Origin of the sequence: Microcystis sp. M49636_WE2 (assembly GCF_030065375.1) — a bacterium.
GTDB lineage: Bacteria > Cyanobacteriota > Cyanobacteriia > Cyanobacteriales > Microcystaceae > Microcystis > Microcystis aeruginosa_C.
In genome coordinates, this window is the sequence record NZ_JASJFG010000105.1 from 1 (window position 1) to 12,757 (window position 12,757).

General features: G+C 46.4%; 9 protein-coding genes. 2 read left to right on the forward strand and 7 right to left on the reverse strand.

Annotated elements, in window-relative coordinates:
• The first annotated feature begins 436 nt into the window (after window positions 1-436).
• Together PX484_RS02430 and PX484_RS02435 are read left to right on the forward strand one after the other, a co-directional pair.
• Window positions 437-1,936, forward strand: coding sequence for a hypothetical protein (locus tag PX484_RS02430; RefSeq protein WP_287766072.1), 1,500 nt, complete (start codon window positions 437-439; stop codon window positions 1,934-1,936).
• A gap of 232 nt (window positions 1,937-2,168) precedes the next feature.
• Window positions 2,169-2,735 (forward strand): hypothetical protein, encoded by a 567-nt coding sequence (locus PX484_RS02435; protein WP_287766074.1) that lies wholly within the window; start codon window positions 2,169-2,171, stop codon window positions 2,733-2,735.
• A 302-nt stretch (window positions 2,736-3,037) separates the two neighbouring features.
• Here the strand turns inward: PX484_RS02435 and PX484_RS02440 are convergent, their stop codons facing one another.
• The 7 genes from PX484_RS02440 to PX484_RS02470 form a co-directional block, all read right to left on the reverse strand.
• On the reverse strand, window positions 3,038-6,430 hold the full coding sequence (locus PX484_RS02440; RefSeq protein ID WP_287766077.1) for a Swt1 family HEPN domain-containing protein: 3,393 nt from the start codon (window positions 6,428-6,430) through the stop codon (window positions 3,038-3,040).
• Between the two features lie 220 nt (window positions 6,431-6,650).
• Complete coding sequence (locus PX484_RS02445; RefSeq protein WP_002801404.1) at window positions 6,651-7,169, reverse strand: PIN domain-containing protein; 519 nt, start codon at window positions 7,167-7,169, stop codon at window positions 6,651-6,653.
• 4 nt (window positions 7,170-7,173) lie between these two features.
• Window positions 7,174-8,514, reverse strand: coding sequence for an AAA family ATPase (locus tag PX484_RS02450; RefSeq protein ID WP_287766079.1), 1,341 nt, complete (start codon window positions 8,512-8,514; stop codon window positions 7,174-7,176).
• Between the two features lie 217 nt (window positions 8,515-8,731).
• Window positions 8,732-9,145, reverse strand: coding sequence for a type II toxin-antitoxin system VapC family toxin (locus PX484_RS02455; protein ID WP_002777130.1), 414 nt, complete (start codon window positions 9,143-9,145; stop codon window positions 8,732-8,734).
• Window positions 9,142-9,351, reverse strand: coding sequence for a hypothetical protein (locus tag PX484_RS02460; RefSeq protein ID WP_002754183.1), 210 nt, complete (start codon window positions 9,349-9,351; stop codon window positions 9,142-9,144). Before PX484_RS02460 ends, PX484_RS02455 begins: the two co-directional genes overlap by 4 nt.
• Before the next feature lie 76 nt (window positions 9,352-9,427).
• A complete protein-coding gene (locus tag PX484_RS02465; RefSeq protein WP_287766099.1) occupies window positions 9,428-12,406 on the reverse strand; it encodes a DUF1156 domain-containing protein in 2,979 nt (992 codons plus the stop codon).
• 74 nt (window positions 12,407-12,480) lie between these two features.
• Window positions 12,481-12,757, reverse strand: a 277-nt coding sequence (locus PX484_RS02470; RefSeq protein ID WP_288102755.1) for a GxxExxY protein, incomplete at its 5' end; no start/stop codon positions are given.

The window sequence follows — 12,757 nt, forward strand, 5'->3', positions numbered from 1 at the left end:
CGTTTTATTTGAGGATAGATTTTTTAACCTAAAAAAGGCAAGTTGAAATCTGACCCACCTTTTGTTAATGTCGCTTGACTTTCCTCTTGGGTGAGATTCCAGTCGAAAGCATCAATAGTAGATGATAAGTCTTTGTTCTCTTGTCTGTTCGTTATGCTTAACAATAATTAAAATTCTCTTAATCCTTGATAGGAGAGACGTTTTCTGCTATGGACGGTCTTAGTCAGTGTCTGACTGGTGATTTTTCTTTACAAAAGTTTATCAATTGTCGCTCCGGAAGCCAATTTCCCCTTTTTCTCCCTCACCAGACCATATAGAAAATTCAATAGATAGATTCTCAAAAAACAATCAAACAATTCTGTAAAATTGAGGCCATAACCTCATCTTCTCGCGCTTTTGCTGACACCGGAGCATTCAATGACTCTAGCAAAAATCAATGGTTTGTATAGATTTTGGCCTTGGCTCTAGGAGGAACGTGCTATCCCTACTACATAAATTAATCCCAGTCAAAACCCTTCATATATGTCTTGTGATTGGTTTACTGACCACCCTGTTAACTGCCTGTGGCGATCGCCTGACGGCTACCAATCTCCCCAGTTCCGAAACCCCTCATCTTCCCGTCGTTCGAGGCCGCATTTCTGAGGTGGCCCCCCCGGTCCTAATTCAGGAACTGCGCCCCAGTTTAGAGCGTTACGCTCCCCAAGTAACGATTCTCAGTCCTCTGGCCGAACAAGTTTTCGATGACACTCAGGTGACAGTTAAACTACAAGTGTCGGATCTGCCAATTTTCCAAGACGATACCCTGAAATTAGGACCCCACTTGAGCCTAATTGTCGATAATGAACCGGCAGCAGCCATTTACGACCTCAAGCAACCGATTATCCTAGAAAATCTTGCCCCCGGTACTCACACCCTGCGCGTCTTGGCCCTGCGTCCTTGGCAGGAAAGTTTTAAAAATGATGGGGCATTTGCTGAAACAACCTTTCATATTCTGACAAAAACAGGCAAAAATGACCCCGATAACAACTTACCCCTATTAACCTACAGTAGTCCGCAGGGAATCTACTGTGCAGAACCGATCCTGCTCGATTTTTATCTGAGTAATGCTCCTCTACGTCTGTCCAATACTGCCAACGGGGATAATAATCTTCAAAATTGGCGCATTCGTGTCACTGTCAACGGTGAAAGTTTTCTGCTTGATACTTGGGAACCAATCTATCTCAAGGGTTTTGCCAAGGGCAATAACTGGGTACAACTAGAATTCATCGATGGTAAGGGAAATAAAGTCGAAAACGAGTTTAATACCAGCGTGCGCGTGATTAGCTTTGATCCCTCTTACCAAGACGGCCTCAGTCAATTGGTCCGCGGCGATTTATCCCCTACAATTGCCCGTAGCATTGTTGATCCCAACTATAAAACCATTCCCCGTCTAGAGGAAGAAACCCCCGTTATTGAGCCAGAAACCCCTATAGTTGAGGAAGAAGAAACCTCTATAGTTGAGGAAACCCCTGTAGTTGAGGAACCCCCTATAGTTGAGGAAGAAACCCCTATAGTTGAGGAAACCCCTGTTATTGAGCCAGAAAGCCCTATAGTTGAGGAAAACCCTGTTATTGAGTCAGAAAGCCCAATCGTGGAAGAAAAACCAGTGGAGACAGAAACAATCGAAAAGGTCGAGGAAACCCCTGAAGCGATCGAATCTCCCCTAACCACCATACCAGAGACAAAAGAGATTAACGAACCTGCCCCCGGTATTCAGCCTCCGCTAGAAGTGGAACCTATTCCCGAACCCCAGAACAATAGCGAGCAAAAAATCAGCATTTTTGATCGCGTTCAACAAACCTTCAATCGCTTCCAGTTGGCCTCTTCCTCAGCAGAAAAAGATATCGAACTACCCACCCTCGATCCTCAATTATTCAGCAATGTCGAGCGGTCTTAGAGCCTAGCTTAATCCAGTTTTCAGGGGAAGTGGGGAGGTGGGGAGGTAGGGAGCGGGAGAATGGGGGAATTTCAACTAACACCCTAAAACCCCAACACCCTAAAACCCCAACCTCCAACCCCTCGATCGAGAAATTATTAAACAAATATTTCGCAATATAGACAAAATCAGGAACTAAGTTATAATCTAAAACGTCTATAGAGAATTTACTAACTTTTTGCTTGAGGTAATTGTGTTTAACAAAATTTCCCTTGTCGCTGGTTTTGCCGGTTTAGTTGCCCTAACTACCGTTGGCGCTGTACCCGCACAAGCAGGACCACAAAATAACGAAATCTTGATCAGTCAACTGCGCGGCCATGACACCTACAGAGGTGAGCCGCAACTCAACCCCGGTGACTATATACTCGGTCGCGTCCGGGGAACCGTGGGTGGCATTATGTCCATCCAATTGATCAGACTTGTAACAGTGGATGGCAAAGAAATTTTCAACGGCGACTTTGCTGACGGAACCACCGCTCGTATTGTTGGGGATGGCACTGGTGGTGACGATGTACTATTGCAAGTGGTAGATGGCAAGTTAATTTATGTGGGTAAAGCTCATCCCTATTGGGTTTCCCGCTTGAAACTAAAATCAGAAATCGCCGTCAGTACCACTCGCTCGCAACTTTTAAGAGAACTTAACCAAAAAGAATCCGCTTGGGGACTTCCCGCTTTACCCCCGGAAACCAGAACCTTTACTGAAGTTGCTCCTCAACCCGCTCCCGATCCTAGTGTATCTCCTATCCGCGGACTTTGGTAGTGGGAAGACATCAGCAGAAAACCTCTTGTCTTTAGACTAAGAAGGGTGAAAACTTTCCTCACAATCTAACCAATTTGGACTAAATAAATCCCTCTTTTTCAGATAAAAGGGGGATTATTATTGCTCTCTTAGGTTTGGTGGGTAAAATGTATTCTAAGATACAGTCCTGCTGGCGAGGGAGTGGAAGGAACCACTCCAGACACAGAGGACACAAAGATTGATCGCTTCTATAGTAAGTTAAACTGATCACACAAAGAATAAGAGAGCCATGACCGAATCCAGATAGGGAAATTTCCCGATATTCACTCCAGTTCAAAAGACTGATTATTAAATTTTAGTGTCCGACAATTCTCCGTCACCGTCCGCACCACATCATCCGGCACACCATCAGGAATGTCAGCTTCAATCTCCAGTGTTACCTTAACCCTGGCCCCACTGAGTCGGGTGAGATGCTGGATGATCTCATTGGCGATCGCTGGAGCGTCTCGATTGATCCGCAGGGGATCGATCTCAACACTGCCGTAAAACCTCCGCAGAACCAGCTTTTTCTCAACCAGATCACCGGGAGTCTCTGTCACAGTTAATCCAACACCAGAGGGTAAAGATGGCGGCCGATCACGGTCACTAGAGATAACGGGATCAGTCTCGGCAGTGGTCGGGGGGTTAGCTGGTTTCTCGGCCTCTAGCTGCCCCATGGCTACATCAGGCTTAACCAGAAGGCTGTGACTGCTGATACTCGGGTTAATATCCCGAAGGATGACAAGACCAGTATATCTTTGCTTCGCCTCATCCCAGCCCTCTGCATAACCGAAGTTCTCCTGTACGAGCGTAGAACGAACCCCCTCCCGCACAGTTTGAAGTAGAACATCCTGGTTCTTGAGACGGGGCAAGTAAAGATACTGCGCTAGGTACTCCCACAGACGTTTCAGATCGATGTGGTTAGTTGAACGCCACAGGTATTTGTCGAGGGCGTCCCTCCGCAGGTTGTCACCAGAGTAATGGGTAATCAGTTGCCCCTCATGAACCAGTTTGCGGCTGGCTCGATCGATAGGCGAATCGTCCCCCTGAGCGTTGGTATCAGTCCAGTGGATGCCTTTCTGGGGGTCGGGTTGCTCTGGAACCAGCAGCCACTTATAGGTTTGGTTGAGGATCAGGCTTACCTCCTTGTCGGCTTGATCGCGCTTAGTGATCGCCTGTTTATTCTGAGAAACATCGAGATTGAGGGTTTCCTTATCCGCCACAATTGAATTCCAGGCAAGATATCCGGCGACGTTCTTCTCTAAGTTTTCCAAGTTCGACTTGTCAGGGGCAACAAATACAAGCGTATTCTTGTAATAGCGGGGGCTACCCCCTCTCTGATTGAGAATTTCCGCCACTAAACGCCGAGCGGGGCTATCTTCGGCGGATTTGCTGTGGGGTTGCCCAGTACCGAGAACTACAAGCCGCACCCCCAGATGAGGATCATCGGGAATATCAGCAGTTGATTCTGGGGCAATATGAATCGCTCCAAACTCGCCCCGCTGCTGGTCGGCCTTCAAGCGCCGGACGATTTCTTCTGTCACTTTATACCGCTCCTCAAAGAGCAGGTTTGCCCGATCTTGGGCTGTGCGGGTGACGTTGGGCTGATTGGAAATCCAGTAGCGGTTGCCATCGATGTAGAGGTAGGTGGCCCGATCTGTTAGCCGCCGTAGGGCATCACCAAAAGTGGCTACAGTCTCCCCCGGCTGCACGCAACCGAGTTTGATCCTCTTATCTTCTAGTCCTCGGTTAGCAGCCCGAATCGTGGGGGCCGAGCCAAGGTAAATAGTGCGCGTAACCCGACGGCAAGCAGAATAGCGTCCCAGGTTGGAATTTTGGCGATCGATGTCGAGGGGCAGAGAATTGGGGCCATCTACATCTTTTTCGATGATCGGAACCCAATTATCATCTAAGTAGCGGGTTAACTCCGACTGAACCTGAGCATCATCCATCGGGACGTGGGAGGGCATGATCAACAAGCTCTTGTCCTCTCGCTCCCAAAGGGAATGGATGACCTTGGCCATGAGTCGCAAAACACCCCTGGTGCGTTGGAATTTATCGAGGGTTGACCAGTCGGAGTAGAGGCGATCAAAAAATTCTGGGTGAATGGGATAGGCTTCCCGCAGGCGGCGTCTGTAGTCAGCCTCCAGGCATTCGCTAGGAAATTCCTGGGCCTGGGTGCGATACATCTCGGAGAAAGCTTTAATCACCGCATCCCGTGCGACAAATAGTTGCGGGTCAGTAGTGGTTTGAAAGAGACGGCGGCGGACGATCTCGAAACTCTCCTCGGCACTAGCGGGTCGCCAAGGGGATTGGATGCGCCCGATCGCATTTTTAAGGCGGTCTAGGGCCTCTGTACCCCGTTCTCCTCCGGTTTCAACATCTGTAGTCCGTACTTCTCCGGTTTTTTCGTCAACGGTTTCCGAAGCGGGGATACTCACAGCCAAAAGCGTCTGCTGGGCATTTTTCGCCGACTCGCTCAGGGTTTGGGCAAATGTAAACTGGGTGTCAAAACTACCGCCGGGAATATCGTTCTTGTCGTGCAATTGCCTAGCATAGGCAACCCATTCGTCGATCAAGATCAAACAGGGTGAAAAACGATTAAACAATATTTTGAGTGCGTCTCCCGGATTAGTGGAAGTTTCATCGGCGTTGCGAACCAGAGCGTAGCCCTCAGCGCCGCCGAGTTGCCAAGCTATTTCTCCCCACAGGGTCTTGATTTCTGGGCGATTTTGCTTGTTGTGTTCCGGTTTGTAGGGGGGAATGCCACTAGGCTGGACTTTAGTGCCGACCAGAACAGCAATGTTGACATTTTCGGGGGGTTTTTTAATGTTCAGAGCTTGGAAGATCGACTCCATACCGGGAAGATCTTCGATCGCCAAAGCATTGCACAGATGGTAGAGGGCCAGCATGGCGTGGGTTTTTCCGCCACCGAAGTTAGTTTGCAGTTCAATCACCGGCTCTCCGCCATTACCACTCAGACGCAGCAGGGCATTGGTGAGGAGTTGCTTGAGTCCTTCGGTGAGGTAGGTGCGGCGGAAAAATTCCGTCGGGTCGCGGTATTCGTCAGAGCCTTCATCGAGATAGACTTGCCAGAGGTCGGCGGCAAATTCGGCCTGTTGGAAGCGTCCAGAAGCCACATCGGGGTGGGGGGTGGCGATTTCCCGCCAGGGTTTCAATCCCGACATCGGTTGTCCTTCCGTAGGTGCGATCGCTTGGCGCCTTGTCTCTCGCCGGGCCTGTTCTTCAAAGCGAAGTCTGAGGATTTCTTGCTTCTGCTTCTCCACCTCTTGGGTGTCGGCGGAAACCGAACTCAGTAGGCGAGAGATGCTATCAAAAGCCCGGTAAGCATCGTCGAGGCTGAAAGCATCGTTATGGGCCCAGGCGTTGCGGACATCTCTTAGTTCACTGGCCAGAGAGCGATCGCTTCTGCCTAGGGTTTTCTTAAAAACTTCATTCCACTGCTCCCAGAGGACAATTAGTAGGGCCGAAACGTCTTCCTTGAGGACGGCATCACCTGTCCTGCGGATCGTGTAGCTCTCAGGGAGGCAACTTAAGGCCACGGCCACCCACTTCTGGCCGTAGCTTGCTTTCATTTCTCGTTCTATGAAGGGGTATAGTCCCTCTCTGAGGAAATCTAGGGCGCGTCCGACTCGTTCACGATTGCTGATTGCCATGGGATTTGATGAGGAGTTATTTTTATAATGCCTCAATTTGGGAGAGATAACCACACGAAGGGGGATTTTGAACCACAAAGAACACGAAGGGGGATTTTGAACCACAAAGGCACAAAGAACACGAAGGGGGATTTACCACAAAGGCACAAAGGTCACAAAGTTTGGGGAACCACAAAGGCACAAAGGTCACGAAGGGGGATTAACCACAAAGGCACAAAGGTCACGGAGGGTTAGGTACTTGTGCTTGAGTGGTCTGTGGGGAGACGATTTCACCACAAAGAAACTCTATGCTGATTCCGTAGATGGTTAGGGCTTCGTAAAACTCGGCCCAGTCTGAATCCACAGCGTTGATAATGGGAGGGCAATCTTGTGCGGCGAGGGCAACAGCGACAAATTTTCGGTCTGATGGGTCGAATTTTTTTAATTGAGGATCATCAGGAAATTCTTGAAAGCTATTATCTTCTGAAGGATGAATCTTGACTTGTTGACAACGTTGAGAGTTTGTCTGATTAGTCAATACCCATTTGAGAAATGCGTCTCCTATTCCTGGTTGTCCTGTTTGATTTACTTTGTTTCTATATTCTTTTAAGATTAGCCATTGATTGTCTATCACAATGATTCCATTTTCTTTTATGTCTCTTAAATATTGTCCTGTCCTTAACTGACATTTAGGAGTAACTTGAGGACAATCTCTACCGTTAGCGGCGATTAAGACGTTTGTATCAATAATGACTTTCATGGGTTTATTCACTAACTATCTGACGTTTTATAGCAGCTTCGGTCATGGCAAATAAATCTCCTATTTCATCACCAAAGAAATTTTCTGGCCAGTTGGCAATATTTCCAAAGTCGTCGATTTCTAAGGTGGTTAAACTAGAGCTTCCATCTTGCTTGGAATTACAGAAGTAAAGTTTAATGTCTTGAGGGCTTAATCCGTCTTTTTCTTCAGCAATACGACGCTGAAGACGACGCAGTAAATGTTCGCTATGACTCTCGACAATGATTTGAATTTTGCGAGTTTTAATAGCATCAATAAATACATCGGCAAGTCCAGCCTGTACGGAAGGATGCAGATGAATTTCTGGCTGTTCTAAAATGATTGTTGAGCCTTCTGGCGCATAATAACACAGAACCAAAACAGGTAAAACCTGAGAAACACCAAAGCCAACATCCGTTATTAAAACTTTTGCTGTATCGGGAAATCTTTGTACCAAAACTTCATAGTCTTTGCGATCTTTTGCAATTGCTTGCACCTGAAAACTATGAATTAGAGCTAATTCTTTTAGCCAGTAAGCAATGGTCTCTTGAATGGTTGATTGTTGAGAAGCTAGTAAGGCCGGAATAGCTAATTCTCCCCTACGGCCAACATCTCGCGGTTTTTCTCCGGCCCAAGAGTAAATTCTTTTGGGGTATTCTCTCAGGGGACCAAGATAATAAATACGCTCAAATGCTTTTTCATAGGCTAGGGAAAAATCCGATAAAAAGCCTGTATTTTGAAAATAACTAATTGCTTGGTCAGGAAAACCATAGTTTTTTATTGGAACTGGGAGAGGCCAAGCTCTCCCCCTACTTCTTTTCGGTTGATATCCTTCTGATTGTAGTTCATATTCACAGGAGTCTTTTTCGGCATTTTTCTTGAATTTAAAGCTTATATTTTCTGAATTATAGTTAAAATTATAGCAAAAGTTTTCTAAAAATATTTGATTATCATTTAGCTTTATTTCTGAATAAAATTCCAGAGAGTTTAAGGAAAAAAGTACATCTTCTTGAGAGCTTTCGGGATTAAAAATATTTAATTCTTCTGATAAATCCCATTCTAATTTAAAAGAGATTACACTGGGGATAATATGATTATAAGCAATATCATACAATGTCCCTAACTCAACATAACTTCTTTCATCCCCTGTGTTTAAGACTCTTTGGCGATCGCTAGACTCTACAGTTTGCTTGAGAAGTAAAAAGAATTGAATAATGCTGGATTTTCCAGAGCTATTATTACCAAAAAATCCTGTAAGAGAAGCTAAGGAAATGTCTCCTGTATCTTGCCATGATTTAAAGTTTTTAAACTTGATTGTTTTAAACATAATTACAATTTGAGATTAGAAACTTGTGGGGATTTGGGAGAGGGGGGATTTTGAACCACAAAGGCACAAAGGTCACGAAGTTTGGGGAACCACAAAGGCACAAAGGTCACAAAGTTTGGGGAACCACAAAGGCACAAAGGTCACAAAGTTTGGGGAACCACAAAGGCACAAAGGTCACAAAGTTTGGGGAACCACAAAGGCACGGAGGTCACAAAGATTAGGTAGATGGTGTCCATAGCTCAATGTTTTTAAACCAAGTTAAGTCTCTGTAATCGAGAGTCCAGATTAGGGCGTTAAATTTTTGAGCAATGACTACCACTGAAGCATCTTCTAGACTACCCTGCCAATTGGTCATTTGTATGACTAAATCAAATGTAGTCTGCATGGTTTCCATTTCAAGCGGCACGATTGTGGTCTCTTCTTTAATTATAGTTAATGCCTTTTGCGCTACTTGTGGACATTGTTCCCTAGCTACGAATTTATAAACCTCGAACAAGATGGGTAAAGGGGTTAAAACTGCGCCAAATTCCTGCGGTAGTTGTGCAAACCCCTTTATCGCTTCCTTGTGGTAATTATCTTGGCTCGATAACAGGGCAATAAGTGGCCCGGCATCAAGGACTAATCGTCTCATGTCAAATAATCTTCGTTAACGGAGGCATCTGGTGGGGCATTCTCGACAATTCCCGCTAGTTCTAGAAGTCTAGAGGTATCTTTGGGAATTAGTTTGATTTCTAGGGCTTCTTGAACTACACTTAACGGGGTTTCTTCGGGATGCTCTTTTAAGTAGTTATTGAGACGTTTTGCTAAGTTATCGGGAACTTCAATGGTTAGTTTCATGGGGGTTACTACTTGATTTTAAAACTCTGTGTTCTCTGTGTCTCTGTGGTTTAAATTCACCACAAAGGCACAAAGGTCACAAAGAAAAGGATAGTTGTTCGGGAGAGGGTTTATATTCGTTGGCTAGGCGGGTGATTTCTGGCCAAGAGGTGACGAGGCTATTGTAGGCTATGGCTTCTTGGGTCCAACCTTTTCTGTCACAGAGGCTATAAAGTCTATAGGCGAGTTCTTTGGCTAAATCGGCTTTGTTTCCTAGTTTAGCCAAGAGTTCTGCGGCTCCGGTTTCGCCGTTTTTATCGAGGGTATGGATGAGGTGTTGGGTGATTTCCCAGATGGGTGTCCGCTCATCTTTTTCTGGCTTCCAATCGGTTTTAAGATCTTCACGTTTGAGTAGTCGCACTTTACCGGCTTTTGCTTCTAGTATGCCAGCTTCAACCATGCCCTGAATACTGGTGTTTTTGGCTTTGGAGAGGGTTTCTGCATTGCCATATAGTGCTTCGTTGAATTGGTACTGCTCGAACCAAGTCAGCGCCCAACGGGTATCACTATCAAATTCTCCTTCTTGTTCGGTGAGAAATTCGTCGAGAATCTGGTTAATCAGTTGCAGGGCGGTACGAACACCCATAGAAGTGCCGTTAGATTCGAGGATAGCGGCGTATTTGGAGTAGATTGCCATCCCGGGCCCAATACTGGCTTGGGCGAGGTCAACGGGGGCAATATTGCCCTGTTGCAGCAGTTTTAGGGCTTGGGGAAGGTCGCGCTTCAGTTCGTTGAGGAATTGGCGGCGGCTGGCTTTGGGCGCGTCGGCGGGACGGGGACGACACACGAGGACGATGGAGGAGGCGAGGGCGTTAGTGCCAAGTCCAACACTACGGTTACTCAGTTCTGTTCGCATTGGCCATGTGCCACCAATGGAAAAATCAGATTTAATCAAACCTTCGAGCATGGTTTCCCATCCAGTGGAAGAGACAACAGCATTTCCCTTATCATCATCACTGTCTTCTGTTTCTGCCTGTTTAAAGGCGTAATAGACAGTAAGAGGATAATCTGAGTGAGCCATCCCATTCATTCGCCCGAATGCTTTTCTTAAGCCCTCCTCAAAGAAGGATTGAGCTTTTTTTTTATCACCCCCAAAACGATAGGGAGTAGCGACTAATTCCGGTGTTTTGGGTACGAGTAAAGTGCTGAAGATGTTTGAATAGACTGAATTAAGGGAACGACGCAACCAAACATAAAAAAAGTCTGCAAGGTCTGCATAGCCTATGTTGTCGTAGTATGGGGGGTCTGTAGAGATGATTCTGGGTGCTATTTCGTCATTACTTTTAGCAGTAGCATCAATTTGTTGAACATTACCTTGTTGACTAAACTGAAGCTTTTCTAAAACATCACAAATTGAAGATAAAGAGACTTTTAAATCACCAGCAGCACCTGAAAATGGATTGACATCTGGATAATCCCATGTCATCGGAATAGCCTGTCGTGCAAATGCCGTGACGGTTTGGTCACGACTTGCTGTCCATCTTGCTATAGTGCATAAAGTGTTAGCTATTCGACTTACGCCAAAAGCCAAATAAGTCGCCACCGCATCCGCATAAGCCGTCGCACCTATTCCCCCATCATTAAGAGGTAAATCATCATCAGGGATTCCTGCGGCTACTGCATCAGCTTTAATTTTTTCTCTGGCTTCACTTACTAAATCGCTAAAAGTAGTGAGAGCGACGAGTTGACGGGGAGTGAATAAATCGGCGTGTTTCGTCATGCCATAACCTTGTACGCGGAAGCCTAAAGCCTGTTCTGGTAAATTTGAATCAGGTTTCCATTCAGGCTGTGCTTTTTTAGCGATATATTCCTGTTCCTCATCAGGAGAAAGATAAACCCTTCCCCCTTGTCCTTCAGCGACAATAGCCATTAACTGAGAATCCATCCGGCCTGCCTTACCTTCCCTACGGATATGATCAAAAGGAACAGGAGTATTACAAGCGATACAAACTGCACCCTTGCGGTTCACCGTCCCATCTGGGGCCGTACCCTTACCCGTTTTCACCTCAAAGCGGATTTTGGGTGGCACCACAGAGACACCAAAATCATCCCCCTTTGTGTCCTCAGTGCCTTTGTGGTTAAAATCCCCCTCAGTGTTAACATCTCCCACAAAAGGCTCAACCCAAGCCTCCTTACCCTTCTTCGTCGAAAGCGAGAACTTATTAACCAGAGGCATCTGACAGCCACAGGCCGGATTAGGACACTTCACCGTCCTGGCCCAAAGCCAAGCAATCACCTTAGTGTCCTTTGTGCCTTTGTGGTTGGTTTCCACCATCGGATAAAGATAGCCAATCCTTTTAAAAGCCTCATCCCGCATCCACTGACCGTAATAGCGCACATCTGCGGCCAATCCCTGGGCCCCTTCCCAGGAAGAAATCTTTTGTTTTTGGCGAGAATCGGGATTAACCGGCGGTTTATCCTTAAACTTGGGCGGAATCTCGATCAAAGCCTTAGTAATCAACACCGCCACCGGATTGAGGTCACTACCGTGGGCCTGCAAACCCAAGCGCTGGGCCTCCAAAGGAATGGAACCACCACCACAAAACGGGTCATAGGCGGGGGGGGCATATTTAGCGATATAATCCCGTATAGCATCAGGTTTAGTGGGAGGTTCTTCCCCACGTTCCCAAGCTAAACAGCGCGCAATTTCTCGCTGTGCTTCTAGCAATACTGCTGAGTTAGGCTGGTTAATCTCATCCCAAGATACCAACCCTCTAACCACCTGCTTAGTGTTACCTTTCTTGTCCTTTTCAATCTCAATCCTACCCAAAATATCAAACAATCGCTGCCGTTCCCGATTCTGTGCTTCTTCCGTGGGAAATTTCTCTGGCCAACTGGAAGGATCATCTACCAAAGAAGCCCATAAAACCGCCCTAGTTGTAGCCAAAGGTTTCCGGGACCACCAAAGATGTAGAGTAGAGGGATGACCATGGCGAATCGACTTTTCCCGTGCCGATTCGACGTTAATGGCTTCTAGGGGTAGGGCCACTTCAATGAGTTTTTTACGGTAGGTCATGGGAGATAAAAGAACCACAAAGGCACAAAGGACACGAAGATTGAGGAACCACAAAGGCACAAAGGACACAAAGATTAATTGTTGACAAGGCGTTTGATGCCTTGTTTGAGAACGGGAACGTTAAAATTAATCAGTAATCCTAGCCAAAGCCGGCGTAATTTGAGATAGGTTAACAACTGGGCCTCGTGAATGGGGGTAAGTTGTTCAACGGTTTTCAGTTCGACAATAACCAGATTTTCCACCAATAGATCGAGACGATAACCACAATCAAGTTTAACACCGCGATAAATCACTGATTGAGGAACTTGACGCTCCACCGCTATCCCCCTATCCAATAACTCGTACTCTAAA